16 protein-coding genes are annotated in these 17,265 nt (G+C 65.7%); 4 read left to right on the top strand and 12 right to left on the bottom strand.

Going from position 1 to position 17,265, the window contains the following annotated elements; all coding sequences use genetic code 11:
* On the bottom strand, window positions 1-2,847 hold the full coding sequence (locus JW958_05750; GenBank protein ID MBN1825752.1) for a TonB-dependent receptor: 2,847 nt from the start codon (window positions 2,845-2,847) through the stop codon (window positions 1-3).
* Between the two features lie 200 nt (window positions 2,848-3,047).
* Between JW958_05750 and JW958_05745 the strand changes: the two genes are divergently transcribed.
* A complete protein-coding gene (locus JW958_05745; protein MBN1825751.1) occupies window positions 3,048-3,881 on the top strand; it encodes a purine-nucleoside phosphorylase in 834 nt (277 codons plus the stop codon).
* On the top strand, window positions 3,878-5,413 hold the full coding sequence (locus tag JW958_05740) for a 5'-nucleotidase C-terminal domain-containing protein (protein ID MBN1825750.1): 1,536 nt from the start codon (window positions 3,878-3,880) through the stop codon (window positions 5,411-5,413). The genes JW958_05745 and JW958_05740 overlap by 4 nt, the downstream gene beginning before the upstream one ends.
* A 21-nt stretch (window positions 5,414-5,434) precedes the next feature.
* Here the strand turns inward: JW958_05740 and JW958_05735 are convergent, their stop codons facing one another.
* Genes JW958_05735 through JW958_05720 form a run of 4 tightly spaced genes read right to left on the bottom strand, consistent with a single transcriptional unit; the run spans window position 5,435 to window position 8,477 of the window.
* Window positions 5,435-6,154: a hypothetical protein gene (locus JW958_05735; protein ID MBN1825749.1), complete on the bottom strand. Its 720-nt coding sequence runs from the start codon at window positions 6,152-6,154 to the stop codon at window positions 5,435-5,437.
* A 39-nt stretch (window positions 6,155-6,193) separates the two neighbouring features.
* Window positions 6,194-7,357 carry an adenosine deaminase gene (gene add, locus JW958_05730; GenBank protein ID MBN1825748.1) on the bottom strand — a complete coding sequence of 388 codons (1,164 nt, stop codon included), beginning with the start codon at window positions 7,355-7,357 and terminating at the stop codon, window positions 6,194-6,196.
* Window positions 7,354-7,845: a ribose 5-phosphate isomerase B gene (gene rpiB, locus JW958_05725; GenBank protein MBN1825747.1), complete on the bottom strand. Its 492-nt coding sequence runs from the start codon at window positions 7,843-7,845 to the stop codon at window positions 7,354-7,356. The genes add and rpiB overlap by 4 nt, the downstream gene beginning before the upstream one ends.
* Window positions 7,846-7,892: 47 nt before the next feature.
* Window positions 7,893-8,477, bottom strand: a complete 585-nt coding sequence (locus JW958_05720; GenBank protein ID MBN1825746.1) for a thymidine kinase — start codon at window positions 8,475-8,477, stop codon at window positions 7,893-7,895.
* A gap of 221 nt (window positions 8,478-8,698) precedes the next feature.
* On the opposite strand from JW958_05720, the gene udk reads away from it, so the two are divergent.
* Window positions 8,699-9,343 carry a uridine kinase gene (gene udk / locus JW958_05715; protein ID MBN1825745.1) on the top strand — a complete coding sequence of 215 codons (645 nt, stop codon included), beginning with the start codon at window positions 8,699-8,701 and terminating at the stop codon, window positions 9,341-9,343.
* Here the strand turns inward: udk and JW958_05710 are convergent.
* From JW958_05710 to JW958_05685, 6 genes are all read right to left on the bottom strand, one after another.
* Window positions 9,340-10,134: a BtpA/SgcQ family protein gene (locus tag JW958_05710; GenBank protein ID MBN1825744.1), complete on the bottom strand. Its 795-nt coding sequence runs from the start codon at window positions 10,132-10,134 to the stop codon at window positions 9,340-9,342. The genes udk and JW958_05710 overlap by 4 nt on opposite strands.
* Window positions 10,131-11,201, bottom strand: a complete 1,071-nt coding sequence (locus tag JW958_05705; GenBank protein ID MBN1825743.1) for a hypothetical protein — start codon at window positions 11,199-11,201, stop codon at window positions 10,131-10,133. Before JW958_05705 ends, JW958_05710 begins: the two co-directional genes overlap by 4 nt.
* A gap of 9 nt (window positions 11,202-11,210) precedes the next feature.
* Entirely contained in the window at window positions 11,211-11,627 is a 417-nt protein-coding gene (locus JW958_05700) for a hypothetical protein (GenBank protein MBN1825742.1), read from the bottom strand.
* On the bottom strand, window positions 11,617-12,318 hold the full coding sequence (gene deoC, locus JW958_05695) for a deoxyribose-phosphate aldolase (GenBank protein MBN1825741.1): 702 nt from the start codon (window positions 12,316-12,318) through the stop codon (window positions 11,617-11,619). The genes JW958_05700 and deoC overlap by 11 nt, the downstream gene beginning before the upstream one ends.
* 167 nt (window positions 12,319-12,485) lie before the next feature.
* Complete coding sequence (hpt, locus tag JW958_05690) at window positions 12,486-13,052, bottom strand: hypoxanthine phosphoribosyltransferase (GenBank protein ID MBN1825740.1); 567 nt, start codon at window positions 13,050-13,052, stop codon at window positions 12,486-12,488.
* Window positions 13,053-13,058: 6 nt separating this feature from the next.
* The gene (locus JW958_05685) at window positions 13,059-14,378 is read right to left on the bottom strand and encodes a thymidine phosphorylase (GenBank protein MBN1825739.1); all 1,320 of its coding nucleotides are present in this window, start codon (window positions 14,376-14,378) and stop codon (window positions 13,059-13,061) included.
* A 160-nt stretch (window positions 14,379-14,538) separates the two neighbouring features.
* Between JW958_05685 and JW958_05680 the strand changes: the two genes are divergently transcribed.
* Window positions 14,539-16,434: a glycosyltransferase family 39 protein gene (locus JW958_05680; protein MBN1825738.1), complete on the top strand. Its 1,896-nt coding sequence runs from the start codon at window positions 14,539-14,541 to the stop codon at window positions 16,432-16,434.
* Between the two features lie 71 nt (window positions 16,435-16,505).
* Here JW958_05680 and JW958_05675 read toward each other — a convergent pair whose 3' ends face one another.
* Complete coding sequence (locus JW958_05675; protein ID MBN1825737.1) at window positions 16,506-17,189, bottom strand: hypothetical protein; 684 nt, start codon at window positions 17,187-17,189, stop codon at window positions 16,506-16,508.
* Between the last annotated feature and the right edge of the window lie 76 nt (window positions 17,190-17,265).

Here is a 17,265-nt window from a genome sequence, read left to right as displayed (position 1 = left end):
CTAGAACTCTCCGCTCACGCCCACCCGCACCGAGCGGGGCGAGCTGAGGAAAGAGGGATCGGAGTATTTCGCCAATTCCCATTCCGTCAGGGAGTGGTCGAGAATCCCCTCGCCGATCACATATCCCTCGCCGGTGACCGGATCGATTCGCTTCGCGTATCGATGATTGAAGAGGTTGCGCACTTCCAGGACGTAGTTCAGTTTGGTCCCCGCGAGACGGAACCCCTTCCGGAACCGAATGTCGATGGTGCTGTTCAGGGGGGCGTTTGCCGAGTAGCGGTCCCCCGTCTCCTCTTCGTTGGCGTTTTGCGGCGTGAAGGCCCGGCCGGACTGCATCCAGAGATAGAGATGAAAATCCCAGTCATGCGGCGTGGTCCAGCCGAAAAACGTCGGGGGTTGCTGCCTCTCGCCGACAGAGAAGGTGAGGTCCAGGGTCAGCTTGTGGGGCCGGTTCCAGTAGAGGTACTCCTCGTCCCGGCCGACCTGTGTGAAGGCGCCCACCTCCTCCTGGAGCAGGTTGGTCTGCGTCGGATCGGAGGCCTTTCCGGTGGCGATCATGTACGAATAGGAAAGGCGTCCCCAGAGGTACTGGCTGCGGCGCTTCCGCAGCTCCACCTCAAAGCCCCGGGAGCGGGCGAAATCCTCGTTGATATAGACGAAGTAGTCCGGCAGACCGGGCCGCTCGAAGCGAAGCGATTTCGGATAATCGTAGATGTCGTTGTAGTAGACCGAGAAATCCACGGCCAGGTCGTCGGTGAATTGGTGCCGCGCCCCCAGCTCGTACTTGACCGTCTTTTTCGGGTTTAGCGTGAGGTTGCCGACGAGAGGAAAGTCCTCGCTCGAGACGCTGCTGATCTTGGAATAAACGTAGTAGTAGTTCGGGCGCTGCGAGAAATGTCCGTAATTAAAGAAGAGGTGGGAGTGGTCCGTGATCGGATGGGATACCTGGAACCGCGGCGCCAATACCGCCTTCACCCGGTTGCCGCCGAGGAAGGAGAAGGAATCGTCCTCGTACTTGTCGAGAAGCGCCTGGTTGAAGCCGTCCCGGGTGGTGTCCCGGAGGGCGTCCTCCGCCGCTTTTCCCGGGAACCAGTAGTCGTAACGGAGGCCCACGTTCCCGATGAACCCCTCGAACTGGAATTTGTCCTGCACGAAGAGCGCGCCCGTGGTCGGATAGACGTGCCACAGGTCGTGGTTCCGGCCGAGGCCGTCCGGGTCCTGCACCCAGGGTTCGCTGATGGTCACGAACTGCAGGTTCTCGTAGCTGGCTTCGAACCCGCCCTTGAAATCGTGATGATCCCCGGGCGAGTAGTTGATGTCGAAATAGCCCGTGTAGGACTCGGTGTAGCGGCTGTGCCAGACGTCGTTGTCGCCCGTGTCGACGAAGAACTCCGTGTCCTGGTCGTTCGGGAGGTCCGTGTCGTCCGACTCCTCGTAGGTGAACCACGGGCGCCCGTGGACGTTCTGGAAGAAGGCGTTGAAGGCGCGGGAGAACCGGAATGTGGTCCGCACCCGGCGGTTCCAGATACGCCGCCAGTCGAGGGTGATCGTGTTGTTGTCGTCGGTGTTCGTGTAATCGTGGTCTTTCCGGCGACTCCACTCCCAATTGTAGGACGAGGTGGCCTCGCCGGGATCGATGGCGCTGATCAGGGGGCTGCGGAAAAACCCGTGGTCGATCTCCAGCTTTTTCTGGAAGGAGAGAAAGACCTTGTTCCGGCCGTTCGGTTGCCAGGCGACCTTGTACATGCCGCTCCAACGGTTCTCGGCGCGGGGGGTCCAGAAGTCGTTGTCGTACCGGATGTCCATGCCCAGGAAGCGGTCCACGTAATCGGAACGGAGGGTGTTGTCGCTTCCGTCGGCGGCTTGGACCGGGAGATAGGTGTTGTCGAAATCTCCCTGAAGGTCGACGAAGAAGGTGAGCTTGCCGGGAATCGCGGCGCCGAGGGGTTTCAGGAGGAAGTGCTGGATCGGTTCCTCCCCCTCGATCTGCACCTCGAGTTTGTCGAAGTCGGTGTTCCGGTAGATGTCTCCGAAACCGGGGAGGTGATCGCTCTGCGCTTCCACGTAGCCGTGCAGCTCCGTGCTCCCCTCCTTGGTCTCGATGTCGATCACGCCGGCGAGGGCCTGGCCGTACTCGGCGTCGAAACCGCCGGTGATGATCTCCACGCTCTTCACGGACCGGGCGCTGATGCTCCCCGCCGAGCTGCGGCCGGTGATCAGATCCCGGATCACCACGCCGTCGACGCGGTAGACCGTGTCCTCGGCTCGCCCGCCGCGGACGTAGAGGTTGTCGTCCTCCTGAACGACGCCGGTCTGCTTGCCGACCACGTCGTCGATCACCGTGACCGCCATCCCCTCGATCTGTTCGGCGGTCACCATGTGGGACGTCTTGGCCACCTCCACGTCGACGAATTCCCGGTCGCCGCCGACGCGGATCGCCTCCACCTCCCTCACCTCGATCGGATCGAGACCGATGGCGAGCTTCTTCACGTAGCCCGCCTCCACCCGGACCTGGTCGACCAGCTCCGTGGCGTACCCCATCCGGTTCACCCGCACCTGGTAAATACCCTCGGGGATCTGGACGAAACGGAAGGAGCCGTCCTGCCCCGAGATGACCCCCTTGCCCGTGCCGACCAGGATCACGTCCGCGAATGAGACCGATTCGCCGGTCTCTTTGTCGTATACGCGTCCTTGGATGGAGCCGATGAGTTCCTCCTGGTCCTCCGCGGGCGCTGCGGCGGCGAGAATCAGAACGAGGAAGAGGGCGAGAAGAAGGCGGTGCGTACCGACGGCGCGCCCGTAAGGGCGCGGGCCTGTCGTTTTCCTTGCGGAGATCGGGAACGGCATCGGGTCCACCCACTCCAGTTGTCGGGGGGGCGACTCCACCACCGGCCGGCGATTCCTCTACCGGGCGATCGTTGACGGCGGCGGCCGCGTCGATTAGAGTTTCGGCAACTATAAGAGAGAGGGCGGCGGCGGACAAGGAAATCTTTTCCAAAAATAGAGGCCGCCGTCCCTGTCGGGCTGACCATCTCCGGGAGGGGATCATGGAACTGGCGAAACAGGTCGAGCAGGCGGTCGGCTTTCTCGATCTCCGACTCCCCGAGAAGCCGGAGATCGCCGTGCTTCTCGGATCCGGCCTCGGGCCGCTCGCCGACTCGGCCGAGCGGGTATTTTCCCTCGATTATTGGCAGATTCCCCATTTCCCCCAGGCCACCGTGGCGGGGCACGCCGGGCACCTGATCGTCGCGCGCGTCGGAGATACGCCCGTGCTCTTTCTCCAGGGGCGCGTACACTACTATGAGGGCGTGCCCCTCACCACCTCCACCCTTCCCCTCCGCGTGATCCGCCGGCTCGGCGTGCGTGATCTGATCATCACCAACGCCAGCGGCGCCATCAATCCGGCATTCGCCCCCGGCGATCTGGTGGCGATTCGGGATCACATCAATCTGATGGGGACGAATCCGCTCATCGGCTATCAGCCGGCGTTGGACGAGGAACGTTTCGTCGATCTCTCCCACGCCTACGGAGAGGAGCTGCGTCGGATCGCACGCGAAGAGGCGGAGGGGATCGGCCTCGTTTTGAAAGAGGGGGTCTACGCCGCCGTCTCCGGGCCGAGCTATGAGACTCCCGCCGAGATCCGGTTGCTCGCCGGCGCGGGCGCGGACCTGGTGGGGATGAGCACGGTCCCGGACGTGATCGTGGCCGCCCAGGCGGGCCTCCGCCTTCTGGTGCTTTCCTGCGTCTCCAACATGGCCGCCGGAATCACCACATCACCGCTCACCCATCAAGAGGTGCTGGACACGACCGCCCGTGTCTCCGGTCCCTTCTCCGAACTGGTCGCCCGTGTGGTCCGGCGGATTCGGCGCGAAACGACGTGAAAAAAAGAACCGTTCTTCCCCTTTTCCTTCTCGCGGCGCTCCTCGCGGCGGCCGGCTGCGGCGACCGCGAACCGGTTCGCCTGGTGCTTCTCTCCACCAACGACATGCACGGGGCCCTGGAGAGCGCCCGCTTCGAGCCGGGTACGGACCGGCCTCTCGGGGGGGCGGCCTCCTTCGCCGCCTATCTCCGGGCGATCCGGGAGGAGGCGCCGGGGACGGTGATCCTGCTCGACGCGGGGGACATCTTCCAGGGGACGGCCCTCTCGGACCACCTCGAAGGCCGGCCGATGACGGCGGTCATGAACGTCCTCGGCTACGACGCCGCCGCCGTGGGGAACCACGAATTCGATCGGGGGGCGGCTGTGTTGGAGGAGAGGGTGCGCGAAGCGGACTTCCCCTTTCTCGCCGCCAACCTGACGGAGAAGTCCACCGGATCGATTCCGTCCTGGCTCCGGCCCTACGTGATCCTCGGGCGCTCGGGGATGCGCGTGGCCGTGATCGGCCTTTCCACGCCGGAGACGCCGCGGACCACCCTCCCCTCGGCGGTGGCCCCTTTCGATTTCCTGGAGCCGGCGGCTTCGGCGCAGGCCTGGATCGACAGGCTCGTCCCCGACTCGGCGGACGCGGCGGTTCTCCTCGTTCACATCGGCGGGAACACGATCGACGAGGGGCGGGTCCGCGGCCCCATCGAACAGTTGACCCGTGAAGTACGCGGCGAGGCGGCCGTTTTCGGCGGACACAGCCACCGGACCTTCGCCGTCGAAGTGGACGGGACCCCGGTGGTCATGGCCGGCTCTTCGCTCCGCGCCTTTTCCCGGATCGATCTTCTCTGGGACCGGAGGGAGAAACGGATCCTCTCCGCCGAGGCGCGCGTCGTGTCGATCCGCGCCGATTCGCTCCCGCCGGACCCGGAGGTGGAGGCGATGGTGCGCGCCTTCGCCGACGAGGCGGGGCCGCTTCTTCGGCGCGTCGTCGGCGTCGCCCCGTCGCCTATCGACCGCGGCGACGGGGAGTCCGCCGTGGCGAACCTCTTCTGCGACGCCGTCCGCAACGGACTCGGCTTGGACGTCTACTTCGAGAACCCCGGCGGGATCCGCGCCTCCCTCCCGGCCGGGGAGATCACCTACGCCGACGCCCACCGCGTCATACCCTTCGACAACACCGTCGTGGTTTTCACCATGACCGCAAGGGGGATCGAGGACGCACTCCGGGAGGCGACGGCTCACACGGGATTCCTGCACGTCTCGGGGATTCGCTACGTCGTGGACCGGCGCGGGCCGGCCGGGCCGGAGATCCGTGACCTGAGGGATGACGCGGGCCGGCTCCTCGAAGCGGGGCGGGTCTATCGGGTCGGCGTGAACAGCTTCGTCGCCGAGGGAGGGGACGGCCTGGGATCTTTCGCCCGGCTCCCCGGCTCACGGGACACGATGATCCTCACACGGGATCTTTTCGTGCGCGAGTTGGAGGAAAGGACCGCGGCGGGGCGGCCGATCGAGGCGCGCGTCGAGGGACGGATCCGCTTCCTCGACTGACCGCCCGCGCCGCTGCACGCTTCAGCCGCCGGAGCGGATCCTCCAGAGCGCACCGAAGGCCTTCTCCAGCGCGGGACCGAGCTTGGCCGGGTCGTCGGTCACCTCCGGCTCGTTGGGGAGAACGACGTAAGGGACGCGGATCCCCTTCGCCTCGAACCATCCCTCCCCGTCCGGCGCCATCTCCCGCCAATCGTTCTCTTTGTAATAGAACTCCATCTTGTCGTCCGGCAGGGAGTGATGGAGGATCGAACCCTCCAGTCCCGGGCGGGCGCGCCGCCGGTTCTTGCGGCAGGACTCCTCGTAGGAGACATCGATGTAGAGCACGGCCATCCGCCGGAGCATGTTCTCGCTCAGATGGGAGAACGCCTCCCGAAACGCGTTCGGGCCGCCGCGGGCGAACTCGACGATGGTGGTGGTGCGGTCCGGCAGCTTCGGATCGGCGGCGAGTTTCTCCTCCCAGATCGCGCTCATCATTTCGATCAGCACGTTCCAGTCGTCCGGATTTCTGAAGTAGTACCGTTCGTCGGTCCAGTTCCGCTCACGGCCCATCCGGGTGAGCACGTCGTCTTCCTGAAACCACCGCCAGATGATCGGAAAATCGTCCAGCTCCTCGAATGAGCCGACGTGGAAGCGCTCGCGGCGCTCGGTTTCGCCGACTTTCTTCAGATAATCGATCACCTCCGACTTGCCGGCCGCCGGGCGGGCGACGAGCGCGACAATCTCGAACGCGTCCTTTCCCATCGTCTCTCCTCGCTGTTTCTTTCACGAATGAATGGCGTGCTAGCGGCGTCGCGCGTGTTGCACGTTTCTCCAATCCTGCAGGACCACCAGGTCGTCCATGGGGAAGCGTTCTCCCAAGATCTGGTCGATCTCCTTGAGCGCCAGACGGATCATGTCCACCTTGACCGGGTAGTGGACGAAGGCGCTTCGGAATCCGTTCAGCAGCACGTGGCGCAGCTCATAGTGGTTCAGATGGAAGGCGCGACAGGCCCGCACCAGCTCCTTGGTCATGCTCGTGTCGCTGACGAGACGGCTGTCCGTGTTCAGAGTGACCCGGAGCCCCTCGTCCAAGTAGGTCCGGAAAGGATGATCTTGGATCCGCTTCACCACGCGTGTCTGCACGTTCGAGCTGAGACAGACCTCCAGGGGGAGCCTGTGGTCGTTCACGTAGTCCATCAGGCTCGGGTCTTCCAGAAGCCGCGTGCCGTGGCCGATCCGATGGGCGCCGCAGTAGTGGATCGCCTGATGGATGCTTCGCACGTCAAAAGCTTCCCCGGCGTGAACCGTCACGTTCAGGTTGGCGTTCAGCACGCGGTAGAAAGCCTCGCGGTGTTTCTTGGCCGGATAGTCCTTTTCCTGGCCGGCGAGGTCGAAGGCGACCACGCCGTCGTCGCGGTACGCCACCGCCGTGTCGGCGAGACGCATGGAGTGGCGGGGCGTCATGGAGCGGATGCCGCAGAGGATCACGCCGGTCCGGATCAGGTAGCGCTGCTCCGCGCTCTTGAGACCCCGGAGGACGGCGTCCACCGACTCCTCCATCCGCATGCCCCGCTCGGTGTGGAGAAGGGGCGAGTAACGCACCTCCAGGTAGCGGACGTTTTCCCGCGCGGCGTCCGCCGCGAGTTCGTAGGCGATCCGGGTGAGCGCTTCCGGTTCCTGCATCACCTTGAGGAGGATCGGGAACGCCTTGAGATAGTCCCCGAGGCTGCGGCAGCGGTCGCCGGCGACCACCTTTTTGCGGAGCGAGGGAACGTCCCGGACGCCGAGACGGATTCCCTGCTCCTTGGCGAGCGTGAGAACCGTGCGCAGGCGTACCGAGCCGTCCAGGTGGCAATGGAGGTCCGTCTTGGGGAGACGGCGGACGAGATCGGTGGTGAACTCGCGCCACTCCTCCCGCTTGCGGTAGCGCCGCGTACCCCCGTCGGTGGTGCTCGGGATCGTCATCGCGATCCTCCTTCCTGGCGGCGCTCCCGGTCGAGAGCGTCGATTTTGTCCACCCGGCGCGCGTGACGTCCGCCGGCGAAGGGCGTTTCCAACCAGATGCGAACGAGCCGTCTCGCTTCGCCGACGCGGATTACGTTCGCGCCGAGACAGAGCACGTTGGCGTTGTTGTGTTCCCGGCTGCTTCGCGCCGTCGCCTCGTCGTGGCAGACCGCCGCGCGGACGCCGGGGATTTTGTTCGCCGCCATGGAGGAGCCTATGCCCGCGCCGTCGATCAGGATTCCGCGCGGGGAGTCGCCGCCGGCGACGCGGCGCGCCACCGTCGCCGCCACGTCCGGGTAGTCCACCGCTTCGGCGGAGAAGGCGCCGCAGTCGGTCACGGTGCGGCCCAGCTCCTCGGCGATGTAAAGGCGGAGCCTCTCTTTGAGCGCGAAGCCGCCGTGATCGGCGCCGATCGCCACGTCCGCCGGCCGCTTCCCTCCCGAATCCATCTCCCGAATCGTCTCCAGGGCGATTCGGCGGATCTCCTCTTCCCGGGTCATTCCGTTTCCTCCGGTCGATCCGGCGAGAAGCAGTGCCGGCACCGCGGCTCGTACACCTTCTCGTCTCCGATCAGCACCCGCTCATCGGAACGAACCAGGCGCTGGGAGCGGGTCGCCGGAGCGCCGCAGACCATGCAGATCGCGTGGACCTTGGTCAGATAGTCGGCGGAGGCCATCAGCTGCGGCATCGGCCCGAAGGGGACGCCCCGGTAGTCCAGGTCGAGGCCGGCGAGGATCACGCGCTTTCCGGCCGCGGCGAGACGGTCCGCCACGCCGATCAGCGTGGAGTCGAAGAACTGCGCCTCGTCGATGCCCACCACGTTCGTATCCTCCTCGACGAGCCTCTCGATCTCCTCCGCGTCGCCGACGGTGATCGATTGGACCGCCCTCGCGTCGTGGGAGCGGATCTCCCCTTCCTCTTTCGAATCCCACCGGGTGTCGATGGCGGGTTTGAAGGCCTGCACTTTGAGACGGGCGATCCGCGCCCGTCGGAGACGCCGGATCAGTTCCTCGCTCTTTCCGCTGAACATGCAACCGACGATGAGCTCGGTCCAGCCGGGCCGGGAAGGTATGAGTTCCATCGGAGGATCTCCTCGCGTCGAGGGGCCCGCCGGCGGGTTCCCCTTCGCAGGGTGCGCGGGGTCGGAAACTTGGGGACGAATATTAGCAGATCCCCCCGCGGCGCGGCAATCGGAAAGCCTTCCCCTTCCCGCTCGACCGCGGGGGGCGCGTTGGGTTAGGATCGCCGGGAGTCGGGAAGAGGAAGTGTCCGGTTTCGGTGGCGCGGGCCCGGGGGGAGAGGATGAAACGACCGCTGCTCGTGGGAATCGCCGGCGGAACGAGCGCCGGGAAAAGCACTTTCGCCGAGCGGATCGCCTTGCGGATCGGCGAGCGCGACGCGGTAGTGATCGCCGAGGCTTCCTATTACCACGACCGCGACCGTTGCCCCACGGGACCGAGCGGCCGCGTCAACTTCGACCATCCCGACTCGATCGACTACGATCTGATGGAGAGACACCTTCTCGACCTGATCGCGGGACGGCCCGTCCCCCGCTTCGTCTACCACCGGGATTCCTGCCGCCGGGAGGTGACGACGGAAAGGATCGAACCGCGCCGCGTGATCCTCGTCGAGGGGATCCTGATCTTCGCCGAGAAGGTGATACGAGAACTTTTTGATGTAAAGATATTTATCGACGCCGACTCGGACCTCCGTTTCATCCGGCGCCTGGAGAGAGATATCGAGGAGAAGGGATCCGACTTCGAAGAGGTGCGGCATCGCTACCTCGAGGAGGTGAAGCCGATGCATCTCCGTTTCATCGAGCCTTCCAAACGCTGGGCGGACATCATCGTCCCCTGGGGAGGGCGCAACGAGGCGGCGGTGCAGATCGTGGTCGGCCGAATTCTCTCCGAACTTCGCGAGGGGGATTCCGAAAACGAAGGAGGCTAGGCGGCGCCGATCGCCTCGGCGAGCGTCCGAACCCGAGAGGCGTCCACTCTCCCATCCCGCTTCACCCAACTCCCGACGAGAAAGCCCCGGACCGAAGAAGCGAAGGAGGCCGCGCTCTCCGGCGTGATCCCGCTCCCGACGAAGAGGGGCGCGCCGCCGAGCGAGGCGATCCGCGCCGCGAAGGCGGGGTCCGCGGGGGCGCCCGTCGCCCTGCCGGTGACGATCACCCCGTCCGCCCCGCCGCGTTCCACCAGGTCACGGTAGGCGTCCTCCGGATCGATCGGGGCGAGGGGGACGGCGTGTTTCACCAGCAGGTCGGCAAGAATCGCCGTCTCCGCCCCGAGGGAGCGGCGCATCCGGAGAAGGCGGTGGGCGATCCCCTCCACCGTCCCCTGGTCGGTCAGGTAGGCGTGCGTGAGCACGTTCACGCGAACGAAGGAGCCTCCCGCCGCGATCGCCGCCGCGAGAGCCGCCTCGCCGTCGTTCCGGAGAACATTCACGCCGAGAGGGAGGCGGGTCGCCTCGCCCACGGCGCGCGCGGCCGCGGTCACGCAGGCGATCGTTTCCGGCGGAACCGGGCCGGGGTGAAAGGGGTCGTCGCCGAAGTTCTCCACCAGCACCGCGTCGGCGCCCCCCTCCCGCCAGGCGTGACCGTCCCGGACGGCGAGGCGGATCGTCTCCTCCAACGGAAGGCGGACGCGGGGCGCTCCGGGGAGCGGCTCCAGGTGGATCACTCCGATGAGGGCGGGCCGGTCCGACGGGAGACGCGCGAGGAAGGGAGAAGGGGTCACGGCCGGGCGCCCTCGCCCGGAGGCGCGCCGTAGCGTTCGCGGAGAAAGCCCTTCATCTCCTCCAGGTCGGAGAAGATGCGGGTGGTCTTGCTCTCCAGGAAGGGAGAGCGGGACTTGCTCGCGTAGTAGACGTACACGTCCTTGTTGTTCGAGAAGCCGTGATAAACCTCGTCGTTCACGCCGGGCGAGTCGAGGCCGAGGGGGTTGTAGACGATCAGGAAGTCGCACTGATTGATAAAAGTGAAGTCCCTCCAGACCGTGACCCGTTTCAAAAGCTCCGCCTCGGGGGTGCCCGCTTTCGCCGGGTCCATGTCCAGATCCTTGATGCTCATCGGATCGAAGACCGTCAGGAACTCCTCGGCGAACGTCTTGAAGGCGCGCACCTCCTCGAAGAAGGTCTCCGGCTCCACGCCGCTCCCCTTCTTGTACAGCGCGCTGATCGGGTACGAGAGGTAGGCCTTCGGCCCGTCGGGACGATCCAGGAGACTCCAGATCGATTCGACGGGCTGCGCCTTCGGCACCATGTAGAAGGGCCGGTTCATGAAGGCGGACATGGTTTGGGTGACGAAGGTCTCCGTGTTTTGCCAATCCACGATTTCCGTGCGGGTAAGCCTCCCCTTCCACTGCACGCTCTCCGCCATCCTCGCCTCGATCTTCTCCAGATCGTCCACCAGGGTGAGGAAGAGATACGGTTTGAGAAGGTGCAGGTAATACGGATCGAAACCGGAGAGGAGCGTGCCGTTCCAGCGAAAGCAGGCGTGCAGGGAGACCAGGCTCAGCCTCTCCTCGCGCCTGTTCTTGAGGATTTCCTCGAACACGGCGGCGCGGAGGGTCTTGAGCGTCACTTCCGGGGCGTCGAGGATCTTCTCGTCCCGGTAGGGGATGCCGAGGATCTCCGCCTTGCGGAGGAGCATGTTCCCCACGTCATGGACTTCCACGGGGGCGCCGCGTCCCCAGCCGTGTTCCGCGAGTTCACGCAGGAAGGGGGCTTTCTCGGTCCGGCTGATGCCGGTGCAGATCACCGTACCGGACGGTCCCTTGCCGGTTCCCGCCGATTCCCGGTTCATCGGGATCTCCTAGAAGCCGGAGGCGTCGCGAACCACCGTCACCGGATAGACGATGGTGGTGTCCGTGCAGATGGTCAAATGCGCGCGAATCACGTTGGGCGTGTCCAGATCCCCCCGGAAGTAGAGGGAATCGGTCCCTCCCAGTTCGGCGCGACGGATCGACCAGGTGACGGTCTCGCCGCTCACCCGTCCCTCGTAGAGCGGGAAGGGACCCTGGGTGCCGGTGAAGGTCTCCAGGTACATGTCCCCGCGGAGATCGGACCCGTCCTGCTCCCATTCGAAGATCAAGGTCTGCGCCGCGAAGGCCTCGATGGACCATAGGCCGGTGAAACTCTCCGGCCGGGGGATCACGTTTTCATCTTGGCAGGCCGCCGCGAAAAGCGCCGCCAGCACGAGCGCCGCCGCCCAGTAATGTTTACGCATCATTCTCCTCGCCTTGAACGATTGCCACCGAGGCGCTCGCCCCGATCCGGGATGCGCCGGCGCGGAGCATCTCCTCCGCGTCGTCGCGGGTGCGGATCCCCCCGGAGGCCTTGACGCCCATGCCGGGGCCGACCGTCTCCCGCATTAACCGCACGTCCTCCGCCGTCGCTCCGGAGGGCCCGAAACCGGTGGAGGTTTTCACGAAGTGGGCCCGGGCGCTCATCGCCGCCCGACAGGCCTGGATCTTCTCTTCCCGGGTGAGGTAGGCGGTCTCCAGAATCACCTTCACCACGACCCGGGGTCCGACCGATTCGACCACGCCGCGGATGTCTTGCTCCACCAGTTTCAGATCCCCCCCTTTTAGGGCGCCGACGTTGAGGACCATGTCCACTTCCTGGGCGCCCTCGTAACAGGCGCGGCGCGCTTCGAATGCTTTCGTCTCCGGCGAGTTCGCCCCGAGGGGGAAGCCGATCACCGTGCAGACCAGCACGTCGGTCCCGCGGAGGGCGTCCCGGCAGACGGGCACCCAGCACGGGTTGACGCAGACCGAGGCGAAACGGTGCGCCTTCGCCTCCGCCAGAAGGGCGTCGATATCCTTCCGGGTGATCGTCGCCTTGAGGACGGTGTGATCGATGGCTCGGGCCAAATCCGCCGGTACGCCGTTCGCGCTTCCCCGGTTGGAGAGACGGTCCACGCCCGCCTGAAACACCGTTCGCGTCGTCTCCGGGCAAACCGACGCGCACTGTCCCGGCGTGGCGCAGGTGACGCAGGAGTTGCCGTCCAGGTTCTTCTCCGACTCCTCCTTGCGGACGAGCCGGGCGAGGACTTCCTCGACGATCCGGTCCACGCGGGGGTCGTCGCTCACTTCAGCACCTCCCCCCCCTGGCGCAGGATCCCCACGTAGGGGAGATTCCGATAGCGCTGGGCGTAATCCAGGCCGTAGCCGATCACGAACTTGTTTTCGATGGTGAAGCCCACGTAATCGAGGGGGATGTCTCGCTCCATCCTTTCCCGTTTGTCCAGCAGCGTGCAGATGCGGATGCTGCGGGGGAATTTGGAGCTGAGGAAGCTGAGCAGGTTGAAGAGGGTATGCCGCGTGTCGGCGATGTCCTCCACGACCAGCACGTCCTTATCCTTGATCGAGAGGTCCAGCTCGCGGGTGATCTTGGCGCGGCCGTCCGATTCGGTGCCGTCGCCGTAGCTGGAGATCTGAACGAAATCGAGCACCAAGGGGAGATCGATGTGGCGGACCAGATCGACGGCGAAAAATATGGCGCCCCGGAGGACGGCGACCACGAAGAGGTCTTTCCCCTGATAATCGCGGGTGATCCTTTCGCCCATCTCGGCGACCCGTTCCCGGATCTTCTCCTCGCCGATATAGACTTCCACATCACCGTCGGCCGGAATGCGCACTCCCTCCCCGATCATCGGCGCTCATCCTCCTCGATCCGAACGGATCCTCTCCAGGATTCGGGGTCTTTCCGCCGGCGGCTCCTCGGCGATCCGGTACGCATCGAGCACCCGGGGGATCACCTCGATGATCCGGTCCTCCCGGTCCGCGTGCAGGCGGGCCAGGGGCTCTCCTTTGGCGACCCGGTCCCCCGGCTTCTTGATGAGTTCGATTCCGGCGCCCGGGCTCACCGGATCCTCCACCGTCTCCCGGCCCGCGCCGAGTCGCATCGCCGCGAGGCCGATCGCCCTCGCGGGGAGCGCCGCCACGAAGCCCGCGGCGGGGGCCGCCACCTCACGGGCGTGGGCCGCCTTCGGGAGCCGGGTTGTGTCGTCCACCACCTTGGCGTCGCCGCCGTGCGCCTCGATCATCCGCTGGAAGACGCGGAGCGCTTCGCCGCTCCGGTGCACCCGGTCGATACGAGCGAGCGCTTCCTCCTCGCCGCCGGCGACGCCGGTCAGGAGAAGCATCTCCGCGGCGAGGGCCCGGCTGATCTCCATCATATCCGGCGCCCCCTCCCCCCGCAAGGACTCGATCGATTCGGCGATCTCCAAGGCGTTCCCGACGGTCCGCCCGAGGGGAACGTCCATCTCGGTGAGGATCGCCGTGGAGGGTTTGCCGAGGCGGGAGGAGACATCCACCAGCAGTTCCGCCAGGCGGCGGGAATCCTCGCGGGTGCGGAGGATCGCTCCGTCTCCGCACTTGACGTCGAAAACGAGCGCGTGAGGTCCTGCGGCGTGCTTCTTGGAGAGGATGCTGGAGACGATGAGGGGGATCGCGTCCACCGTGCCGGTCACGTCGCGGAGCGAGTAGAGCTTGCCGTCCGCGGGCGCGAGGCGCTCGGTCTGCCCGACGATGGAAAGCCCGACGTCCCGCACGATCTCGATGAAACGCTCCGTGGAGAGGCGGGTTTGGTAACCGGGGATGCTCTCCAGCTTGTCCAGCGTGCCGCCGGTATGGCCGAGGGCGCGCCCCGAAAGCATCGGCACCGGCACGCCGGAGGCGGCCGCCAGGGGGCCGATGATGAAGGAGAGCTTGTCCCCCACGCCGCCGGTGGAGTGCTTGTCGGCGGTGACGCCGCGCACCGAGCCGAGGTCGAGCACGTCCCCGGAGTGGATCATCTCTTCGGTGAGGGCGATGGTCTCCTCTCGGTCCAAGCCGCGAAACCAGATCGCCATCAGGAGCGCGGAGCTCTGATAATCCGGTACCGATCCGTCGGTGACGCCGCGGATCCAGGAGTGGATCTCCGCGCGGTCGAGCGCTCCCCCCCGTTTCTTCTTCTCGATGCTTTCCACCATGCCCATCGCCGCTCTCCTATCGGAAAGGAAACAAACAGTATCGGCGATTCGAGGCGCCGGGTCAACGGAAATGCCGATTGGAGCGGGGTGGACGGTTTCAGTGGGGCTCCCGTGATGCTACAATCAACGGAACGGTCCGGCAATATTCGATGGGAGGATTCGGTTCTTGCCGAAGCGGAGCGCGAGATCCCGTAAGTTCCGCCTGGGACGGATATGGTGGTGGATCATCATCGCCGCCGCCCTTCTCTACCGGGGGGCGTATCTGTGGGAGGCGAGCAGCCGGCCCGATTTTCACCTGTTCACGATGGACCAGGAGTATCACCTGGGTTGGGCGGAGGGGATCGCCGAGGGTCGCTGGCCTCCCCCCTTCGACGCGCTGAAGGACGCCCCCTACTTCCGGGCGCCCCTCTATCCCTGGTTCCTAGCCGCACTCTTTTTCCTCTTCGGAAAACAGACGGTGCTCTTCCGGATCGCGCAGATGGTGATCGGCTCTCTCTCGTCGGCGATGGCGGGAGCGCTCGGGGCGCGGTTTTTCGGCAGGAGAACCGGCGTTCTCGCGGGTTCGATCTGCGCTTTCTACTGGGTCTTCGCCTACTTCGACGGGGAACTTCTCCTGCCGGTGCTCCTCGTCTTTTTCGTCCTGCTCGGCTTCCTTCTCCTCCACGAGGCGATCGAGCGCGGGAGCGTCCCCCTCTCGGGCGCGTCCGGGCTCGCCTTCGGCCTCTACGCGATCACCCGGCCCAACATCCTCCTCTTCTTCCCCTTCGCGTTCTTCTGGCTTTTCCGCCACGGCCCGCGCGGGCGTGCGCGGTTCTTTCTGCTCCTCTTCGCCGCCGGATCTCTCCTGCCGGCCGCAGGCGTCACGATCCGGAACCGGGTCGTGGGCGGCGACTGGGTGGGGATCGCCTCCCAGGGGGGCGTGAACTTTTATATCGGAAACAACCCGGAGTCGAACGGCATGGAAGCGGTGGTTCCTGGAACGCGAGCGACCTGGTGGGGCGGTTTCGAGGACACGAAAAGGATCGCCGAGGAAGCGGCGGGGCGGCCCTTACTTCCCTCGGCGGTTTCCGACTACTGGTTCGGCCGCGCCTTCGATTTCATTCGGAACGATCCGGGACGTTGGGCGCGGCTCACTCTGCGGAAAACGATCGCGCTCCTCGGGAACGCGGAACTCCCCAACAACGAGCCCTATGAGGCGCGGCGCTCTCGTTTCCTCGCCTTCCGCGTCGTGCCGCTCGGCTTCGCGCCTCTTCTCGGATTTTTCCTCGCCTCCCTCCCGGCGATGATCGCCGCGGGCCGGCGCTCGGGGCGCCGTCCGGAAGAGAAGAAACGCGGCGCGTTTCTTACACTGATCCTCTGGTTCCTGGCGATCTACGCCGCGACGATCGTCGCCTTCTTCGTCACAGGACGCTATCGGGTTCCTCTCGTTCCTTTCGTCGCTCTGGGCGCTTCATGGACCGTGGTCCGGATCGCGGAACGATTACGCGGGCCCCGTCCGGCGGACGCGCTCCGCCTTCTCCTTCCGGCCGTGTTGATCACCGCGGCGCTCTACGCGGATCCGCTCGGCGTGCGCGAGTCGACCCGCGGATTCGCCGCCCTCTCGGAGGCGCAGGATCTGCTCGACAGCGGAGATCCGGCCGCCGCGGTCCCGATCCTGGAGGGGATCCTCGCGGAGGGATCGATGCGGCAGCCGGAGGTGTACCGGGCGTTGACCCGAGCCTATGCGGGGCGACGCGCACCGGGAGACCGCGAAGCGATCCTGCGAACGGCCCGCGAGGGCCTCCTTCTCGATCCGGACGCGCCGGACCTTCTTTGGTATGCCGCCGTCGGCGAGACGAACGCACGAAACTGGGAGGAGGCGATGGACCTAATCGATCGCTACCTGCGGATCCGTCCGGACGATGTGCGGGGATGCTACTTGGGCTTCACCGCCGCGCTCGCGATGGAGCGAAGGGACGAGGCGGAGCGGTATCTCCGGCTCGCCGAGGCGGCCGATCCGAATCACGAAACGACGGCGCGTATGCGGGAGATCTTAGCGTCCGCGCCTCCCTCCCCACGCTGATTCTTCCGGAAGAATAAAAAAGGCCCGGTCCCGCGCGGGACCGGGCTTCGAAGAGATCTCGTGATCCGGGATTACCGGAAGAGGTTTTTCACGCCTCCCCAGGAGGTGTTGTCCGTCGCGGACGGGCCGAGTGGAAAGTAGACCGTGGCGTGCGCCGGGGCGTCGACGTAGAGATCGTCGATCCAGAAATCGGTCGCGCAGGAATCGCACTCCGTGGGCGTGCTGTAGAGGCGCGCTTCGATCACCAGGCCTTCCCGTTCGCCCTCCCAGGTGTCGATGTTCCAGCTCCCTTCCAGAAGGTCCCATCCGACCGGATCGCTGAACTCCATCGGGCCGAAGGCGTCCCCCATGTAGATGGTGAAATCGGTTCCCGGCGTGTAGTGGGCGTGCAGCCGGAGCGAGGGATAATCCTCCCACTCGTCGTATGCGCGGAAGCCCGCGCGCACCACGTCGTCGTCGCGGATCCCCGTGATCCAGGCGATCCACGCCTGGGGCGTTCCGGAGTGGGGCGCCTCGGTCACGCGGAGGGAGCGCGCGCCGGTGTGGACGAAGGGTCCGTCCACGTTCTGTTCATCGATCAGGTTGCCGGAACAGCCCAGAATCGTGGACGCGCCGTCCTCCCACCCGAAGGTGTCCCCCGCGGCAGGAGCGGCGAGGAACGCCGCCGCGACGCAGAGGAGCATCGTTCTTTTCCGCATCTCCATTTCCTCTTCCTTGCGGGCGCCGGTGAGTCGGCCCGACGCGGTTTCGCCCAATAGATCCTTCTCCCTGCCGAGAGGCGCGGCTTCGATGAGGATGGGGAGGAAACATATCAAATATAAATGATAACGG

It is taken from the genome of Candidatus Eisenbacteria bacterium (genome assembly GCA_016930695.1).
Lineage (GTDB): Bacteria > Orphanbacterota > Orphanbacteria > Orphanbacterales > Orphanbacteraceae > JAFGGD01.
Note: the sequence above shows the minus strand (reverse complement) of the source record. Positions and strands in the feature narration are given on the sequence as shown.

Coding starts and splice junctions, on each gene's coding strand:
- JW958_05750 (MBN1825752.1), bottom strand. CDS start 2,847: ATGCCGTTCCCGATCTCCGCAAGGAAAACGACAGGCCCGCGCCCTTAC.
- JW958_05745 (MBN1825751.1), top strand. CDS start 3,048: ATGGAACTGGCGAAACAGGTCGAGCAGGCGGTCGGCTTTCTCGATCTC.
- JW958_05735 (MBN1825749.1), bottom strand. CDS start 6,154: ATGGGAAAGGACGCGTTCGAGATTGTCGCGCTCGTCGCCCGCCCGGCG.
- add (MBN1825748.1), bottom strand. CDS start 7,357: ATGACGATCCCGAGCACCACCGACGGGGGTACGCGGCGCTACCGCAAG.
- rpiB (MBN1825747.1), bottom strand. CDS start 7,845: ATGGATTCGGGAGGGAAGCGGCCGGCGGACGTGGCGATCGGCGCCGAT.
- JW958_05720 (MBN1825746.1), bottom strand. CDS start 8,477: ATGGAACTCATACCTTCCCGGCCCGGCTGGACCGAGCTCATCGTCGGT.
- udk (MBN1825745.1), top strand. CDS start 8,699: ATGAAACGACCGCTGCTCGTGGGAATCGCCGGCGGAACGAGCGCCGGG.
- JW958_05705 (MBN1825743.1), bottom strand. CDS start 11,201: ATGAACCGGGAATCGGCGGGAACCGGCAAGGGACCGTCCGGTACGGTG.
- JW958_05700 (MBN1825742.1), bottom strand. CDS start 11,627: ATGATGCGTAAACATTACTGGGCGGCGGCGCTCGTGCTGGCGGCGCTT.
- hpt (MBN1825740.1), bottom strand. CDS start 13,052: ATGATCGGGGAGGGAGTGCGCATTCCGGCCGACGGTGATGTGGAAGTC.
- JW958_05685 (MBN1825739.1), bottom strand. CDS start 14,378: ATGGGCATGGTGGAAAGCATCGAGAAGAAGAAACGGGGGGGAGCGCTC.